The sequence below is a fragment of the Dietzia sp. Die43 genome, from assembly GCF_024519835.1.
Classification (GTDB): domain Bacteria; phylum Actinomycetota; class Actinomycetes; order Mycobacteriales; family Mycobacteriaceae; genus Dietzia; species Dietzia kunjamensis.
This window is the reverse complement of record NZ_JALJRF010000005.1, coordinates 109,812-126,567: the sequence shown is the minus strand read 5'-3', so window position 1 is coordinate 126,567 and position 16,756 is coordinate 109,812. Positions and strand designations below refer to the sequence as shown.

At 70.3% G+C, this 16,756-nt stretch carries 12 protein-coding genes; 7 read left to right on the top strand and 5 right to left on the bottom strand.

Going from position 1 to position 16,756, the window contains the following annotated elements; all coding sequences use genetic code 11:
- Window positions 1-25 precede the first annotated feature (25 nt).
- From NR111_RS05745 to NR111_RS05730, 4 genes are all read left to right on the top strand, one after another.
- Complete coding sequence (locus NR111_RS05745; protein ID WP_256820218.1) at window positions 26-3,217, top strand: carboxyl transferase domain-containing protein; 3,192 nt, start codon at window positions 26-28, stop codon at window positions 3,215-3,217.
- 17 nt (window positions 3,218-3,234) lie between these two features.
- Window positions 3,235-4,911, top strand: coding sequence for an AMP-binding protein (locus NR111_RS05740; protein ID WP_154830037.1), 1,677 nt, complete (start codon window positions 3,235-3,237; stop codon window positions 4,909-4,911).
- Window positions 4,912-5,467: 556 nt separating this feature from the next.
- Window positions 5,468-6,814, top strand: coding sequence for an MFS transporter (locus NR111_RS05735; RefSeq protein WP_256820217.1), 1,347 nt, complete (start codon window positions 5,468-5,470; stop codon window positions 6,812-6,814).
- Between the two features lie 175 nt (window positions 6,815-6,989).
- A complete protein-coding gene (locus NR111_RS05730; protein WP_154830038.1) occupies window positions 6,990-7,952 on the top strand; it encodes a phosphotriesterase in 963 nt (320 codons plus the stop codon).
- Window positions 7,953-7,998: 46 nt separating this feature from the next.
- Here NR111_RS05730 and NR111_RS05725 read toward each other — a convergent pair whose 3' ends face one another.
- Complete coding sequence (locus tag NR111_RS05725) at window positions 7,999-8,808, bottom strand: enoyl-CoA hydratase-related protein (protein ID WP_120285570.1); 810 nt, start codon at window positions 8,806-8,808, stop codon at window positions 7,999-8,001.
- A complete protein-coding gene (locus NR111_RS05720) occupies window positions 8,805-10,253 on the bottom strand; it encodes an MFS transporter (protein WP_256820216.1) in 1,449 nt (482 codons plus the stop codon). Before NR111_RS05720 ends, NR111_RS05725 begins: the two co-directional genes overlap by 4 nt.
- On the opposite strand from NR111_RS05720, the gene NR111_RS05715 reads away from it, so the two are divergent.
- Genes NR111_RS05715 through NR111_RS05705 form a run of 3 tightly spaced genes read left to right on the top strand, consistent with a single transcriptional unit; the run spans window position 10,252 to window position 13,196 of the window.
- The gene (locus NR111_RS05715; protein ID WP_154830039.1) at window positions 10,252-10,929 is read left to right on the top strand and encodes an HAD family hydrolase; all 678 of its coding nucleotides are present in this window, start codon (window positions 10,252-10,254) and stop codon (window positions 10,927-10,929) included. The genes NR111_RS05720 and NR111_RS05715 overlap by 2 nt on opposite strands.
- 30 nt (window positions 10,930-10,959) lie before the next feature.
- Window positions 10,960-12,183, top strand: a complete 1,224-nt coding sequence (locus tag NR111_RS05710) for an acyl-CoA dehydrogenase family protein (RefSeq protein WP_154830040.1) — start codon at window positions 10,960-10,962, stop codon at window positions 12,181-12,183.
- The gene (locus NR111_RS05705; protein ID WP_256820215.1) at window positions 12,180-13,196 is read left to right on the top strand and encodes a phosphotransferase family protein; all 1,017 of its coding nucleotides are present in this window, start codon (window positions 12,180-12,182) and stop codon (window positions 13,194-13,196) included. The genes NR111_RS05710 and NR111_RS05705 overlap by 4 nt, the downstream gene beginning before the upstream one ends.
- 775 nt (window positions 13,197-13,971) lie before the next feature.
- Here NR111_RS05705 and NR111_RS05700 read toward each other — a convergent pair.
- The 3 genes from NR111_RS05700 to NR111_RS05690 form a co-directional block, all read right to left on the bottom strand.
- Window positions 13,972-14,211: a CGNR zinc finger domain-containing protein gene (locus NR111_RS05700; RefSeq protein WP_256820214.1), complete on the bottom strand. Its 240-nt coding sequence runs from the start codon at window positions 14,209-14,211 to the stop codon at window positions 13,972-13,974.
- A 418-nt stretch (window positions 14,212-14,629) separates the two neighbouring features.
- Window positions 14,630-15,742 carry a transaldolase gene (gene tal / locus NR111_RS05695; protein WP_256820213.1) on the bottom strand — a complete coding sequence of 371 codons (1,113 nt, stop codon included), beginning with the start codon at window positions 15,740-15,742 and terminating at the stop codon, window positions 14,630-14,632.
- 80 nt (window positions 15,743-15,822) lie between these two features.
- Window positions 15,823-16,632, bottom strand: coding sequence for an SDR family NAD(P)-dependent oxidoreductase (locus NR111_RS05690; protein ID WP_154830044.1), 810 nt, complete (start codon window positions 16,630-16,632; stop codon window positions 15,823-15,825).
- Window positions 16,633-16,756 lie beyond the last annotated feature (124 nt).

Here is a 16,756-nt window from a genome sequence, read left to right as displayed (position 1 = left end):
CCCCCTGTCTCGCTGAGGAGCCCGCGTGCCTGAGTCCGTCTTCGTCGCCAACCGTGGAGAGATCGCCCTCCGCATCGTCCGTGCCGCCAGGGAGATCGGTCTCGACGTCGTCGTGGCCGTGACCCGGGCGGAGGTCGACTCGCTCGCCGCTCGGGTCGCCACGGGGGTCCACATACTCCCCGGCGAGGGGGCGGGCGCCTATCTCGACGCCGAGTCCCTCGTCGCCGGGGCGGCGGAGCACGGGTGCACCCTACTCCACCCCGGCTACGGGTTCCTCAGCGAGAGCCCGGTGCTCGCCCGGGCCTGCGCCGCCGCGGGCGTGACCTTCGTCGGCCCGGACGCGTCGCTTCTCGAGCTCTTCGGCGACAAGGGCAGCGCCCGGGCGGCGGCGCACGAGGCCGGTGTGCCGGTCCTGCCCGCCACCGACGTCGGGGTCACCCGGGAGCAGGCGGAGGCCTTCGCCCGGGAGCACGAGCCCGCCGGTGTCATGGTCAAGGCGGCGGCCGGAGGCGGGGGCCGCGGCATGCGGGCCGTCCCCGCCGGTGAGCCGCTCGCCGACGCGTGGGAGCGGGCTCGCTCGGAGGCCGAGCGCAGCGTCGGCTCCGGCGCCCTCTTCGCCGAGCTCTACGTCGAGAGGGCCCGTCATCTCGAGGTCCAGGTGGTCGCCGACGGCGACGGGGGCGTCAGCCACCTCGGCGAGCGTGACTGCACCCTGCAGCGGCGCTTCCAGAAGGTCGTCGAGGTCGCCCCCGCGCCCCACCTGCCCGAGGAGGTGCGCGCCGATCTCCACGCGGCAGCGCTGCGGATCCTGGCCGGCCGCGGCTACCGCGGGCTGGCGACGGTCGAGTTCCTCGTCGACGCCGACGACCCGACCCGGTGGTGGTTCATCGAGGTCAACCCCCGCCTGCAGGTCGAGCACCCGGTGACCGAACTCGTCACCGGCGTCGACCTCGTGCTCGCCCAGCTGCGCCTCGCCTCGGGTGAGACGCTCGCCGACCTCGGTCTGTCATCCCCTCCCCGCGTCACCGGCGCGGCGGTGGAGGTGCGGGTCGCGGCCGAGCGCACCGGCAGCAGCGGCGAGACCCTCCCCGCGCAGGGTGTCGTCTCCGGCCTCGCGCTCCCGGCCGGCCCGGGGGTGCGCGTCGACACCCACCTCGTCGAGGGCACCCGGGTGGACGGCTCCTTCGACTCCCTCGTCGCCAAGATCGTCACCCACAGCCACGGTGGGCACGCCGGGGCGCTCGCCAAGGCGCGCCAGGCGGTGGACGAGTGCGCGGTCGGGGGCCTGGAGACCACCCTGCCCGTGCTGCGCGAGCTGCTCGGGCACGACGACGTAGCAACATGGGCGGTGACGACCCAGTGGTTCGCCTCCGCCGGCCTGTCACGCGCCGCGGGACCCGCCGACGGCGTCGACGGCGAGGTCCTCGCCGAGATGGGCGGGACCGTCGTCGCGGTCCTCGTCGAGGAGGGGCAGGACGTCGCCGCGGGGATGCCGCTGGTCGTCGTCGAGGCGATGAAGATGGAGCACCTCGTACCCGCGCCGGTCTCGGGGGAGGTGACGGCGGTCCGGGCGGCCGCCGGCGCGACCGTCGCCGCCGGCGACCTGCTCGTGCGGCTCCTCCCGTCGGTAGACCAGTCCGCGGCCGGTGCCGTCGACGACCGCCCCGACCTCGACGCCGAGCGACCCGACCTCACGCGTGTGCTCGAGCGCCGCGACCGGCGCATGGACGACGCGCGCCCCGAGGCCGTCGCCAGGCGCCACGCCCGCGGTCAGCGGACCGCGCGGGAGAACATCGCCGACCTCGTCGACGAGGGGAGCTTCGTCGAGTACGGCGGTCTCGCGGTGGCGGCCCAGCGGGCCCGACGCAGCGAGGAGGACCTCATCGCGAACACCCCGGCCGACGGCATCGTCACCGGGATCGGGCGGATCACGTCGGCACCCGCCGAGGACACCCGCTGCGCCGTCCTCGCCTACGACTACACGGTTCTCGCCGGCACCCAGGGCTACCTAAACCACAAGAAGACCGACCGCATACTCGAGATCGCCGAGCGGCAGCGGCTGCCGGTCGTCCTCTTCGCCGAAGGGGGCGGCGGCCGCCCCGGCGACACCGACACGACCGTGGCCAGCGGCCTCGACGTGCCGACCTTCGCGACGATGGGACGGCTCAGCGGGCAGGTGCCGACGGTCGGCATCGCCGCCGGACGCTGCTTCGCCGGCAACGCCGCTCTTCTCGGGTGCTGCGACGTCGTCGTCGCCACCCGCGACTCGACGATCGGCATGGGCGGCCCGGCGATGATCGAGGGCGGTGGCCTCGGGGCATTCTCCCCGGAGCAGGTCGGCCCGATCGACGTCCAGAGCAGCAACGGGGTCGTCGACGTCGTCGTCGAGGACGAGGCGGAGGCCGTCACGGTGGCGCGGCGCTACCTCGGTTACTTTCAGGGTGTGCACGAGGAGTGGACCGCGGCCGACCAGCGCGCGCTGCGCCACGTCGTCCCCGAGAACAGGGTGCGCGCCTACGACATCCACGCCGCGATCGACGCCCTGGCCGACGAGGGGTCGGTGCTCGAGCTGAGGGCGGGCTTCGCCCCCGGTGTCGTCACTGCCCTGGTGCGCATCGAGGGGAGGCCGATGGGTCTGGTCGCCAACAACCCGCGGCACCTCGGCGGGGCGATCGACACGCCGGCCGCCGACAAGCTCGCGCGCTTCCTGCAGCTCTGCGACGCTCACGGGCTGCCCGTCGTCTCCCTGTGCGACACCCCCGGCTTCATGGTCGGACCCGATCACGAGCGCACTGCGACCGTGCGGCACTTCGCCCGGCTCTTCGTCATCGGAGCCCACCTTCGGGTGCCGATCGTCACCGTCGTCCTGCGCAAGGCCTACGGACTGGGAGCGCAGGCGATGGCCGCCGGCAGCTTCCACCGACCGGCCGCGACGCTCGCCTGGCCCACCGGCGAAGTCGGGGGGATGGGGCTCGAGGGGGCCGTGCGGCTCGGCTTCCGTCGCGAGCTCGAGGCCGTCGCCGACCCGACCGAGCGGCGTGAGCTCGAGGACCGACTCCTCGCCGACCTGTACGAACGCGGACGGGCCGTCAACGCGGCCGCCGTCGTCGAGCTCGACGACGTCATCGACCCGGCCGACACCCGACGGTGGATCCTCACCGCGATGGCGACCGCGACCCCGGTCGACGGACCGACCCGCTACATCGACACCTGGTGACGCGAAGGAGCGCAGGAATGGAATACACCCAGCACCTCGAGGACGTCCGACGCCGGCAGGAGCGGGTCCGTCCTGCGGACACGCCGCGTGACGTCGTCCACCCCCTGGGCGACCTCACGGTGCCCGAGTACATCGACGCCTGGGCCCGGCAGCGCCCCGACCGGTCCGCCGTGGTCCACGACGACGTCGTCATCGACTACCGCGCGCTCGCCGACCGGCACGCACGGTGGGCCGGCTGGCTGCGGGCGAAGGGGGTGGCTCCCGGAGACCGCGTCGGCGTCCACCTGGGCAACGTTCCGGAGTTCGTCGTGGCCTTCCTCGGGACCCTGCGGGCGGGCTGCGTGCACGTCCCGGTCAACCCGATGTTCCAGCACGCCGAGCTCGTCCACGAGCTCGGCGACTCCGGCGCCCGGGTCGTCGTGACGAGCGCTGCGCTTGCCGAGCGGCTCTGCGGCGCGGCCGTCGAGACCGAGGTGCGCACCATCGTCGTCGTCGGGGGGGAGGGGGAGCCCCTGCCCTCCGCCGACGGTGTCGAGGTCGTGCGCTGGTCCGAGACAGTCGGCGCGGAACCGCTGCTCGAGCCGGCCGGGGACCTCGACGCCCTCGCCGCGCTCAACTACACCGGGGGAACGACTGGCCTGCCCAAGGGCTGCGAGCACGCTCAGCGACACATGGTCTACACCGCGGTGAGCGCGACGGGGGCCAACGGGCTCGCCGGCCGCGACATCGTGTCGCTGTGCTTCATCCCGGTCTTCTGGATCGCGGGGGAGGACCTGGGCATCCTCATCCCACTCGTCATGGGTGGCACGACGGTCCTCCTCGAACGCTGGGACGCAGCGACGGTGGTCGACCTGATCGAGCGTCACGGGGTGACGATGACCGCGGCGACCGTCGAGAGCTACCTCGACATCCTGCAGGTGCCGGGGGTGGAGCAGCGCGACCTGACCTCCTTCACCGCCCCCATGGCGATGTCCTTCATCCGCAAGCTGACCCCCGAGATCCGGCGTCGCTGGTCGCAGGTCGTCGGCGCGGGGTCGATCCTGCGGGAGGGGTCCTACGGCATGACCGAGAGCCACACCGTCGACGTCGTGCCCCACGGTTTCCACGAGGACGACCACGACCTGCTGACGGAACCGGTCTTCTGCGGGCTGCCCGTGCCCGGCACCGACGTGATCGTCGTGGACCCGGTGACCGCCGCGCCGATTCCCTTCGGCGAGGCGGGGGAGATCCTCCTTCGCAGTCCCTCCATCATGACCGGTTATTGGGGCAACCCGGCCGCGAGCGCCGAGCAGCTCCGCGACGGTTGGCTGCACACGGGCGACACCGGGTACCTCGACGACGACGGGTGCCTGCACTACCTGGCGCGCAGTAAAGACATGATCAAGGTCAAGGGAATGAGCGTCTTCCCCGCCGAGGTGGAGATGATGCTCGCCGACCACCCCGAGATCGGCTCGGTCGCCGTCGTGCCCGCCGAGGACGCGACCAGCGGTCAGCGGCCGGTCGCCTTTGTCAGCGCGCGGGCCGGGGGGTCACTGAGCGCCGACACCGTGGAGGAGTGGGCGCGCGGCCGGATGGCGGGCTACAAGGTGCCCCTCGTCGAGGTCGTCGAGGCATTCCCGCTCACCGACACGGGCAAGATCCGCAAGCCCCAGCTGCTCGCCCGCGCGCAGGAGCTCGCCGACACCCGGGACTGACAGTGATGAGGGGTGCGCGGCGGTCAGCGGTCAAGGCCACTACCGTCGTCTCTCGATACCTTCCAGTGGCCGCGCCTCGCCGGGTGTGGGGGGTGAGCGGGCGCCGGATCCTGGTTGCCGCACTGCTGGGTGTGCCGCTGCAGGAAGGACCTGTGCGACGGAGAGCCCCACCCGCGGCCTGCCCGTGGCCATATCCCTGTCACGGCGACCCTCGTAGCCCTCTCCGTGGCGGCCGGCATCGCGTTCGTGCTCGCTGCGACAGGCCCAGCGAGCCCAGCACAACGGGGCCGCTGTACCCGACGTCGAGTTCGAGAACGACCGTGCCCGAGGCGTCGACTGGCGGGCCGGACACGAGTACGTGGTGTTCGTGAACGCCGGGGAACCGTCGCACAAGTACCACCTCGTCCCTGATCCCCGCGCCGCCATCCCGGTCGACGAACACGGCACCGTGCCGGTCGTCTCGACGCGTCCAGGGGCTCAAATTCTGTGACCCTTGACACAATCTGAATCCGGGTTCAATATGAACCTGAATGATCATTCAGATCCAGGAGTTCACATGACTGCACCGACAACCCCGTCGGACCTCGTGCACGCCAGGGCGACCAGGAAAGCCTTCGTGCGCCTGATGCCCCTGTTGATGGCGGCCTACTTCATGGCCTTCGTCGACCGGACCAACGTCGGCCTGGCCAAGACCTCGCTCGAGATCGACGCGGGGATCGACGCCGCGGCCTACGGGCTCGGGGCGGGCCTGTTCTTCATCACCTACGCGGCCCTCGAGGTGCCGAGCAACCTCATCCTCCACCGGATCGGAGCCAAGGTCTGGATCAGCCGCATCGCGGTCACGTGGGGCCTGATCACCATGGCGATGATGTTCATCTCCAGCCCGATGGTCTTCTACATCCTGCGGCTGCTGCTCGGTGCGGCCGAGGCCGGCCTCTACCCGGGAATCATGTACTTGATCACGACCTGGTTCGCGCAAAAGGATCGCGCCACCGCCGTCGGCCTCATCCTCACCGCCTCGTCCGTCGCCTTCATCGTCGCCAACCCCATCGGCGGTGCGCTCATGAAGATGGACGGCATCGCCGGCCTGCACGGCTGGCAGTGGCTCTTCGTCCTCGAGGGCATCCCCACCGTCCTCCTCGGCATCTTCATATTCTTCGCCCTGCCCAACTCGCCGGAGACGGCGCCGTGGCTCGAGCCGGAGGAGGCGCGCGAGCTGACCCGCCGGGCCGTCGGCGAGCAGCCCGAGGAGTCGCGCCCCGGCGCGATCGTCCGCACCGCGATGTCCAAGCCCTTTCTGTTGACCATCGCGGCGATCTACTTCATGAACCAGATCGCGACCTACGGCGTCGTCTTCTTCGTCCCCTCCATCGTCGAGGCGATGGAGGTCACCGACAGCTTCATGATCGGGCTCATCTCGGGCGTCGTGGGTGTCGGTGCCGTCATCGGCGTCCTCGTGGTGCCACGGTTGCTCAAGCGCAACCCCGGCACCGAGGTGCGGCTCATCGGCATCACGACCGCCGCCGCGATCGTCATGGCTCTCGCCTTCGTCTCCACGGAGAACCCGGTGGCCAAGATGCTCCTGCTCAGCGCGACGATGGTCTTCATCGTCGGCGTCCAGCCCCTCTACTGGTCAGTCCTCATGGCCCGCCTCGGGGGGGTGGCCGCGGCCGCGGGCCTGGCCTTCGTCAACACGATTGGGCTCACCGGTGCCTTTGTCGGACCGTACGCGTTCGGCCTCACGGAGAAGGCGACCGGCTCGCCGTCCTCCGGGTTGTGGGTGCTCGTGGGTGCGACCATCCTCGGTCTGCTCCTTCTTCCGCTCCTGAAGGGCAAGCTCGCCCGCCACGACCGCGACCACCCGGTGGCGCAGCCGGAGGTCGTCCCCGCCCAGGCGATCTGACCCGGCCCTGAACGAGGCAGCCGGCCGTACCGACCCGCTGGTCGGTGCGGCCGGCTCTCTCGTGCCGCCGGCGCGTCTCTCGCCGACGATCGCCACACGAACCGGGCCTCGATTAGTACTTGAATTCAAGTTCAAGTAGACCTATGCTCCGAGGACCGACCCGAAGGAGAGCGCCATGGTGGCCGTACCGACCGTGACAGGGAGCATCGACTCCGCCGACCTGGGCCGCGTGCTGGCCCACGAACACATCTTCGTGCTGGGGGAGGAGTACCGGGAGAACTACCAGGGCGACTGGGACGAGGACGTCAAGGTGGCCGAGGCCGTCGTCGAGCTCGGGCAGCTGCCGGCCCTCGGCATCGACACGATCCTCGACCCGACCGTCCTCGGGCTGGGGCGCTACCTCCCGCGCGTGCAGCGCGTCGCTGAGCAGGTCGACGTCAACATCGTCGTCGCCACCGGTCTGTACACGTACAACGAGATCCCCTTCCAGTTCCACTACACCGGCCCCGGCCTGCTCTTCGACGTGCCCGAGCCGCTCACGCAGCTCTTCCTCAAGGACCTGCGCGAGGGCATCGCCGACACGGGCGTGCGCGCCGGATTCCTCAAGTGCGCGATCGAGGAGCAGGGGCTCACCCCGGGCGTCGAGCGGGCCATGCGGGCGGTCGGTGCGGCGAGCGCCGAGAGCGGGGCTCCGATCACCGTGCACACCAACCCGCACACCGGGTCCGGACTCGTCGCGCAGCGCGTCCTCGCCGAGGAGGGTGCCGACCTGGCGAAGATCGTCATCGGCCACAGTGGCGACACGACCGACCTCGACTACCTCTGCAAGGTCGCCGACGCAGGCTCTTACCTGGGCATGGACCGCTTCGGCCTCGACGTTCTCCTGCCGTTCGAGGACCGCGTGGCGACGGTGCTGGAGCTGCTGCGCCGCGGCTACGCCGAGCGGATGGTGCTCGCACATGACGCGGCGTGCTTCATCGACTGGTTCGACCCCGAGGCCAAGCGCCAGGTGGTCCCGCGCTGGAACTACCGGCACATCAGCGAGGACGTCATCCCGGCGCTGCTCGAGGGCGGCGCGTCGCAGGACGACATCGACACGATGCTGGTGAAGAACCCGCGCGCCTACTTCGAGGGGTAGCTCACCCGACGGCCGCGTCTCGCTGTGGCCGCCTCCGGTCGAGCCGTCAGTGCACGAAGACCGGGGGGCGCTTCTCGACGAAGGCGCGGGCCGCCTCGACGTGGTCGTCGGTCAGGCCGCACTCCTTGTGCCGCGGGACCTCGCCGGCCATCGACTCCGACAGCGTCTGGTGCGGGGCCTCGCGCAGGTTGCTCTTGATGTGCGCCAGGGTCAGCGCCGGACCGTGGGCCAGACGGGTCGCGAGCTCGGTGGTCGCCTGTGCGAGCTCCTCCTCGGGGACGAGCCGCGTGAGCAGGCCCATGTCGAGACAGGCCTGCCCGTCGAGGCGCGGGTTAAGGAGCATCAGCTCACGCGCGCGCGCAGGACCGACGAGCCGGTCGAGCAGCCACGCGACACCGAAGTCGCCGGACAGGGCGACCGCGGCGAAAGCCGTCGCGGCGACGGTTCGCGGGGTCCCGATGCGCAGATCGGTCGCGAGTGCCAGGCCGAGGCCGGCCCCAGCGGCCGCGCCGGGCAGGGCTGCGATCGTCGGCTTGGTGAAGGCGTGCAGGCGCCCGACGGTGAGCTCCTGGTGGTGCAGCTGCGCGGCGACCGCCGTGGGGTCGACCTCGCTCGCGCCGCCCCCTTCTCCGCCGTTCTCGTCGAACTGCTGGACGTCGCCGCCAGCGCAGAAGGAGCGCCCCGCGCCGGTGAGCACGAGGACGCGCACGGCGGGATCCTCGTCGGCCCTGGCGAGCAACTCGCCGAGCCGTTCGATCATCGGCACGGACATGGCGTTGCGCCGGTCGGGCCGGTTGAGTGTGATCGTCGCGATGCCGTCGGTCAGCTCGTACAGGACGTGATCGGTAGTGGTCATGGGTTCTCCTGGGGTCGTGGTCGGGTTGACGGAAGTGGACGGGCAAAGGCGAGGGCGGCCGTCAGCGGGAGGACGGCCAGGACGAGCAGGGCGCGGGGAAAGCCGATGGCCTCACCGAGGCCACCGACCGCGGCGGCGCCGAGGCTGCCGCCCAGCAGGAAGACCAGAGTGAGCAGGCCGAGCGCCCCACCGCGGTGGTGCACGGACACCGAGTCGGCCACGAGCGCGGTCATCGCCGGCTGGCCCAGGCCGAAGGCGAGCATGAGCACGAGCGTGGCGGCGATGAGGGCGAGGGCGTCGACCCGGTCGGCCCCGAACGCGGCCAGGACGATGGCCAGGGTGGTGCCGATCGCGGAGAGTAGCTGACTGCGCGCCGCGCCGAACCTGATGAGCGCCGGCCCGGTGATGCGCGGAGCGATGAGGCCTAGCGCAGCGCAGGGCAGCAGGAGCATCCCCACCGCAGTGCCCGACCAACCGTGGGCGATGAGCACCGTCGGCACGGTGACGAGCATGCCGAACCACGCCGCCGGAAGGCTCGCCGCGGTGAGCAGGCTCCGGCGGGCGGCCCGGTTGTGGACCAGGGCGGCGGGGACGACGCCGTGCGGCCGCCTGCGCGAGCGCAGGACGGCGGTGGGCGCGCAGGCGAGGAGAAGCACCCCGCCGGCGACCGCGACGACCGGGCCGAGGGTCGCTGCCTGCAGGGACAGCACGGCGCCGATGGCCGCCCCGCCGACGAGTGCCGCCCCGACGGGGTCGAGGGTCGCGCCCTGCTGCCGCTGCGTCGGCAGGTCGCGCCACACGAGCGGTACGACGAGCAGGGTGAGCAGCGGGATGGCGACGACAGGTCGCCAGCCGAAGGGGTCGACGAGCAGGGCGCCGACGACCGGTCCGAGGACGTTGATCGTCGCGCCGACTCCCGAGTACGTAGCCATGGCCCGGGCTCGCGAGTCACCGGCGAAGAGCGCCTGGATCGCGGCAATGGTGAGCGCTGGGACGGCGGCTGCACCCAGGCCCTGCAGGGTCCGGGTGGCGACGAGGGCGGGAAGGGAGTCGACGAGCGACCCCGCGCAGGCCGCGGTCACCATGACCGAGATCCCGATGATGAGGGGCGGCCGGATGCCGAAGAGGTCGCCGAGCCGCCCGAAGATCGCGCTGCCGACGGCGAGAGCGAGCGAGTAGCAGCTGACGACGAGCGCGGCACGCCCCGTGGTCAGGCCGAGGTCCGCGGAGATCGCCGGCAGGGCGACGGCGACCGCGGCGCTGCCGAGGCCGGTCACGCCGAAGAGCACGGCGAGGGCGCCGGCGAGCGCCCCGCGGTGTGGCGTCGACGGCAGGCTGGCGCTGGGGATGGTGGCTCCTCGGGTAGCGGCGATCCGGGACTTGAATATGAATCTGGGTTCAAGTATACCTGTTGTCACCACGAAGTACCGAAGGAGCCACGCCATGACGTCGACGTCACCGGAGTCGACCCCGTCCGACGCGCGCCCCGTCCAGGCACTGCTCATCGACTTCGGGGGAGTGCTCACCGTCCCGATCAGCACCGCCTTCCGCGCGCTTGCCGCCGACGTTGGGCTCGAACCGGACCGGGCGCTCGGCGTGCTCGCCACCCACGAGGGGGCCCGCCGCGCACTCGTCGAGCACGAGGTGGGCCGGCTCGACGACGAGGGCTTCGAGGATGCCTTCGCCGCGGCGCTCGTCGAGGCGGGCGGCCGGGTCGAGGCGCGGGGCCTGCTCGCCCGTCTGGCCGCCCACCTCGAACTCGACCCGCCGATGGTCGACCTGGTGCGCCGGGTCCGCGCCGCGGGCACGCCGGTGGCGCTCGTCTCCAACTCCCTCGGGCGGGACTGCTACGCCCGGGTCGACCTCGAGGAACTCTTCGACGTCAGCGTGGTCTCCGGCCAGGTCGGCGTGCGCAAGCCCTCCCGCGAGATCTACCGCATCGCCTGCGACCAGCTCGGCGTCGACCCGGACGAGTGCGTCCTCGTCGACGACCTCGAGCACAACCTCGCCGGCTCCGCCCGCCTCGGCATCCGCGGCATCCACCACCGGACCGCCGAGGACACGATCCCCCGGGTCCACGAGGCCCTCTCCCTCCCGGCACCGTCTGGTGTCACCACCTGACCTGCACACCTCCAGACAAGGACGACCACGATGTTCGAACTCAGCCAACGCGGACAGGACTACCGCGACCGTCTCCTCACCTTCATGGACGAGCACGTCTACCCCGCGGAGAGCGTCTACCGCGAGCAGATGCGCGCCTCCGGTGATGCCAACCACCAGCCGCAGGTGCTCGAGGACCTCAAGGCCGAGGCGCGCAGCCAGGGCCTGTGGAACCTCTTCCACCCGCACCCCGAGTGGGGGCCGGGCCTGACCAACCTCGAGTACGCGCACCTCGCCGAGATCACCGGCCGCAGTCTCGAGATCGCGCCCGAGGCCATCAACTGCAACGCCCCGGACACCGGCAACATGGAGGTGCTCACGCTCTTCGGCACCGACGAGCACAAGGAGAAGTACCTGGGGCCGCTCCTCGCCGGCGAGATGGCCTCCGCCTTCGCCATGACCGAGCCGGCCGTCGCCAGCTCCGACGCCACCAACGTCGAGACGCGCATGGAGCGCGACGGTGACGAGTACGTCATCAACGGCCGCAAGTGGTGGACGTCGAACGCTTTGCACAAGAACTGCAAGGTCATGATCGTCATGGGCAAGACCGACCCGGACGCCCCACCCCACCGCCAGCAGTCGATGATGGTCGTCCCGGTCGACACCCCGGGAGTGACGATCGAGCGCGGTCTGCCCGTCTTCGGTTACATGGACCGCGAGGGCCACGCCGAGGTGACCTTCACTGACGTGCGCGTGCCCCGCGAGGCCCTCCTCGCCGGCGAGGGCGACGGCTTCATGATCAGCCAGGCCCGGCTCGGTCCGGGGCGCATCCACCACTGCATGCGCGCGATTGGTGTCGCCGAGCGGTCCCTTGACCTGATGATCGACCGCGCTCAGTCGCGGGTGACCTTCGGTGAGCCCGTGGCCAACCGGGCCAACATCATGGACTGGGTCGCCGAGTCGCGCATCGAGATCGAGATGGCCCGTCTGCTCACCCTCAAGGCGGCGCACATGATGGACACCGTCGGCAACAAGGTGGCGCGCACGGAGATCGCGGCAATCAAGGTCGCGGCCCCCGCGGTCGCGCTCAAGGTGATCGACCGCGCCATCCAGGTCCACGGTGGCGGTGGCGTGAGTGACGACTTCCCGCTCGCCCTCTGGTACGCCCACATGCGCACCCTTCGCCTCGCGGACGGCCCGGACGAGGTGCACAAGATGACCATCGCGCGTCGCGAATACCGCCGGCGCAGCCCCGAGTGGGGCCGGCAGAAATGATCGAGGGCATCCACACGACCGCGATGACGGCGTGGCTCGCCGAACGGGTCGAGGTCGAGCAGCCGCTGACCTATGAACGCGTGGGCCTGGGGCAGTCCAACCTCACCTACCTGGCGAAGGACGTCCGGGGCCGACGGGTGGTCTTGCGACGCCCGCCGATGGGCGAACTGCTCGCCTCCGCGCACGACGTCGCCCGGGAGCACCGGATCCTCTCGGCGCTCCAGGGGACCGGGGTGCCGCTTCCTGTCGTCCACGGGTTGTGCGAGGACCCGGCGGTCGCCGACCGCCCGGTGCTCGTCGTGTCCTTTGTCGACGGGCTCGTGCTCGACCACCGGGTCGACGCGGAGCACCTGTCGCCGGCCGCCCGTCACGCCGTCGGCCTGTCGCTCACCGACACCCTCGCGCGCATCCACGCCGTCGACCTGGAGGAGGTCGGCCTGGCCGACCTCGCGAGCCGCAAGCCGTACGCCGCGCGCCAGCTGCGCCGGTGGAGCGGGCAGTGGGAGCTCTCCCGCACCCGCGATCTCGCCGATCTCGACCGGCTGACGGCCCGGCTGCGTGAGCGCGAGCCGGCGCCCGGTGAGATCACCCTGGTGCATGGCGACAGCCATCTACGCAACGTCATCGTCGACCCGGACGACGCGCAGGTGCGGGCGATCCTCGACTGGGAGCTGGCCACGCTCGGCGACCCGCTTGCAGACCTCGGGACCCTGCTCGCCTACTGGCCCCAGGCGGGGGACCCGCCCACGATGCGATTCGATGCCTCGACCGTGCCTGGCTTCGCGACTCGGACCGAGCTCGTCGAGCACTATGCCGAGGTGTCGGGGCGCGATCTCTCGGATGTGCCCTTCTGGCATGGTCTCGGCCTGTGGAAGCTTGCGATCATCCTCGAGGGAGTCCGCCGGCGCCAGCTCGACGACTCACGCAACCTCACGGCGATGGGGCAGATACCGGCGGGGGCGGTCGACGAGCTCGTGACCTGCGCGCACACGGTGCTCGACGAAGCGGGCTAGATTGACGGCGGGCAGGGAGGAGTGGCTGCCCCTTCAGGGCTGACCTCGTGACTCTGCCCGCCTGGTATCGGTATCGCCCTCACCGCGGGCCTGGCACTTAGGTGTCCGCTCAAGACGTGTACGGCACCGTTTGGAGATGCCGCCGAATATCAGACGGCCGCCAGCGGTGAAGGCCGCGCCGGGATGGCACGAGGTCGTCAATGATTACGTTGGGCGTTGATTACGTTGGGCGCTCTCCCCTCTCGACTCTTAGACGCCGTCGCGACTGCGGCGAATCGCCTGTTGAGGACATCTGCGGGTCGCGAGGGTTTTCCAGCTCGTGCGTGGACGGTCGATCACCTCAAGTCGCCGCCGGGTACCGCACACCTGGTGCAGTGCCGCCTGGATGCCGTGGGCGGTGATCATGGTGGACCGGATATTCGGACCCGCCCCCCGCGTTGGCCGTGCCGCACCTCTCGCTGCGATTCTCGTCTGGCAGGGTCAAGGCCGAATGCGAACTAGCGCTACCCAACGGGTGGACCTCGCGAAGTGTGCCTCGGTGGACCGCCACAAAACCATGGGAACCCGATAGGTGAACAATTGACGGCAAACCATATTCGCGTAGGCCCGGCATTCGTTCCACGGCCGGTTTCATCTATCGCTTTGCCCCGGTTGGCAGTCTCAATTTTCGCCGTGCCCGGCAGTAGCTTCCGCCGAAGCTTTGCGCTACGGGGCTGGATCGGCATCTCGGATCGACCGGGGGGCATATTCACCAAGTGGGTCCACAGTCCAGTCCTCAGACGGCGGACCTGTGCCGCCTGACGGCCTCGTAGTTGCCACATCGGGCGCTGCAATAGGCCCGTCGCCCGTTGCGGCTGGTGTCGACGAAGACCTCCGGGCAACCATGCCGGGTGCATGCCCCGAGCCGACCGCCCGCGGACTCCACCGCGAAGATCGCCAGGCCGCCCGCGGTGATCGCCTTGGCCCGCGCGACAGCATCATCGTGATCGGCCGTGAAGTGGAGATGGGGCTTCATCCCGTCATGGGTACTCAGAAAGGCCCTGGAGGTCGCTGCCTCCAGGAGGCAGTTGATTGCTGCGCAGGTCGATTCGACGTCGCCGGCCTCGAACGGCTCTCGTAATCGGTGCGACCACTCGAGAAGCTGGTGCGACTGTGCACGGGAGAGTGCAGGGTCGCGCACTTCGAACTTGTGTAGTGCCGCGGCGGCTGCCTGGGTATCCCAGCCGCGGCCGGCGAGAGAAGTCCGCCCTCACGCCGTGGGGGCGGAGTGCGTCCTCGACCTCGATCACAGGTGGGTGGGCGATTCGCGGCATTCGACCAGTGAGGGCGTTATCGTCTACGAGTCTTGCTCCTGCGGGGCCCGTCGTATCCGCCGCGGAGGCGTGCCCATTGCGCAGACCTCCGGCATGCCGCAGGCTCGAGCCCGCGCGTCGTCACCGAGACGCTAGTTGTGCACCCACGGCCGCGATCAGTTCGTTCCAGGCCGTGTCGAACTTGGCGACGCCCTCGCGCTCCAGCTGAGCGAAGACGTCATCCATGTCGATCCCGACCTCTCCGAGCGCCTCGAACAGCGCTGCAGGTTCGGCAAACCTCCTGGTGCCCGACCCCGAAGAAATGTCCCCGTGGTCGGCGAACGCCTCCATGGTCGCCGCCGGCATCGTGTTGACCGTCGCCGGTGCGACCAGCTCACTGACATACAAGGTGTCGCTGTACCGAGTGTCCTTCACGCCGGTCGACGCCCACAGCGGCCGCTGCGGTCGGGCGCCGCGGCCGGCCAGGCTCCGGAACCGGTCGGAGCTCTCGAAGTTCTGCTGATACTCGGCATAGGCCAGCCAGGAATTGGCCAGCGCGGCCTGGCCCTTCAGGGCCAGCGCTGCCGGTGTGCCGATGGCCTCGAGTCTGGCATCGACCTCGGTATCGACCCGCGAGACGAAGAACGACGCCACGGAGTGGATGGACGACAAGTCGTGGCCGGCCAGGGCGGCGGCGTCCAGACCGTCCAGGTAGGACTGAACGACCTGCGTGTACCGCTCGACGGAGAAGATCAGTGTGACGTTCACGCTGATGCCTTCGGCCAGCACCCGACTGACCGCCTCCAACCCGGCCGTGGTGGCCGGAATCTTGATCAGCAGGTTGGGTCGGTCCACGATCTGCCACAGTTCCCTCGCCTGTGCCACCGTGGCCTCGGCATCGTGAGCCAGTCGCGGATCGACCTCGATCGATACTCGTCCGTCTACTGTCCCGGTTCGCTCGTACACCGGCGCCAGGATGTCGCAGGCGGCACGGACATCGTCGGTGGTGACGGCCTGGATCACGGCGTCCGCCTCATGACCTCGGCCTCGGAGGTGGCTGAGCTGCTCGTCGTACGCGGTCCCGCTCGTCAGCGCGGCGTGGAAGATCGCCGGGTTCGTCGTCACCCCGACCACCGACCGGGTCTCCACCAGTTCCGCGAGGCGTCCGGAGGAGATCAGGTCCCGGGACAGGTCGTCGAGCCAGACCGACACCCCGGCTCGGGACAGCTCGGCAAGTTGCGCATTCTGGGACATCGTTTGTGCTCCTGATCGAACTGACAGTTGGTGGTCCGGTGGTCCGGTGGTCCGGTGGTGCGGCTGGGGGAGGGCAGTGGTTAGCCCCAGCGGGATTGGCCGCCGTCGAGCGGAATGGTCGCTCCGTTCAGATAAGAGGCCTCCGCCGAGCAGAGCCAGGCGACCGGGCGGCCGATGTCTGTCACCGGATCACCCACGCGGCCGGCGGGGATGGCGGAGAGGAAATCGGCGGCCTCCTCGGGGTTGTTGTCCATCCACCAGTCCAGCCCGGGACTGTGGGCATGCGGGGCTACGTTGAGAGCGCGGATCCCGTCGTCGGCCCATTCGTACGTGGCGGCCCGTGTGAGGGCGCGCATGCTCTCCTTCACGGCCCCGTAGATGCCGTAGTTGGAGGGATCCCACCGGACGGCTGCCGAGGTCACCAAATTGATGATCACCCCACCGCCCCTCTGCGCCATGAAAGGGCGGGTCAGCTTCATCAGCGTGAGCGACACGCGGGGGCCGGACTCGAAGGCCTTGCGAAAACCGTCGTCGGGGTAGTCGGACAGTGGCAGGGGCCGGGCCATGTTCGCATTGTTGACGAGGATGTCGACCCCTCCGAAATGCGTGACAGCTGCGTCCACGATCGCCTCGGGTGCGCCCTCCGCGGTGATGTTGACCGGCAGGCATTCGGCCGCGCCGCCGATCGCGCGAATTTCCTCGGCGACCTTCTCGAGCTTCTCCACCGTCCGCCCGACCAGCAGGACCGAGGCGCCTGATTCAGCCAGGCCGAGCGAGATCCCGCGGCCCACGCCCTGCCCGCCTCCGGTGACGATCGCGGTCTTTCCGGCCAGGCGGTTCGCGCGATCCGTGCCGGGCGTGGCCGCGATCTCGGGACGGGTTCCGGTCATGTGGTCCTCCGGTGTGGATGTGGGGCGAGGCGGGACGAGCGCTGGCTTCGCCGGTGTAGTCAAGCGTGTACACACCAACTGTAGTCAACTGTGTACAGTTGGCGAAACCGGGAGGGTTAATACC

What these genes read in the sequence shown, in the direction of transcription:
- NR111_RS05715 (WP_154830039.1), top strand. Translation starts at nt 10,252, where the DNA reads ATGACGTCGACGTCACCGGAGTCGACCCCGTCCGACGCGCGCCCCGTC.
- tal (WP_256820213.1), bottom strand. Translation starts at nt 15,742, where the DNA reads ATGTCCCAGAATGCGCAACTTGCCGAGCTGTCCCGAGCCGGGGTGTCG.
- NR111_RS05725 (WP_120285570.1), bottom strand. Translation starts at nt 8,808, where the DNA reads ATGACCACTACCGATCACGTCCTGTACGAGCTGACCGACGGCATCGCG.
- NR111_RS05705 (WP_256820215.1), top strand. Translation starts at nt 12,180, where the DNA reads ATGATCGAGGGCATCCACACGACCGCGATGACGGCGTGGCTCGCCGAA.
- NR111_RS05720 (WP_256820216.1), bottom strand. Translation starts at nt 10,253, where the DNA reads ATGGCGTGGCTCCTTCGGTACTTCGTGGTGACAACAGGTATACTTGAA.
- NR111_RS05690 (WP_154830044.1), bottom strand. Translation starts at nt 16,632, where the DNA reads ATGACCGGAACCCGTCCCGAGATCGCGGCCACGCCCGGCACGGATCGC.
- NR111_RS05730 (WP_154830038.1), top strand. Translation starts at nt 6,990, where the DNA reads ATGGTGGCCGTACCGACCGTGACAGGGAGCATCGACTCCGCCGACCTG.
- NR111_RS05735 (WP_256820217.1), top strand. Translation starts at nt 5,468, where the DNA reads ATGACTGCACCGACAACCCCGTCGGACCTCGTGCACGCCAGGGCGACC.
- NR111_RS05700 (WP_256820214.1), bottom strand. Translation starts at nt 14,211, where the DNA reads ATGAAGCCCCATCTCCACTTCACGGCCGATCACGATGATGCTGTCGCG.
- NR111_RS05710 (WP_154830040.1), top strand. Translation starts at nt 10,960, where the DNA reads ATGTTCGAACTCAGCCAACGCGGACAGGACTACCGCGACCGTCTCCTC.
- NR111_RS05740 (WP_154830037.1), top strand. Translation starts at nt 3,235, where the DNA reads ATGGAATACACCCAGCACCTCGAGGACGTCCGACGCCGGCAGGAGCGG.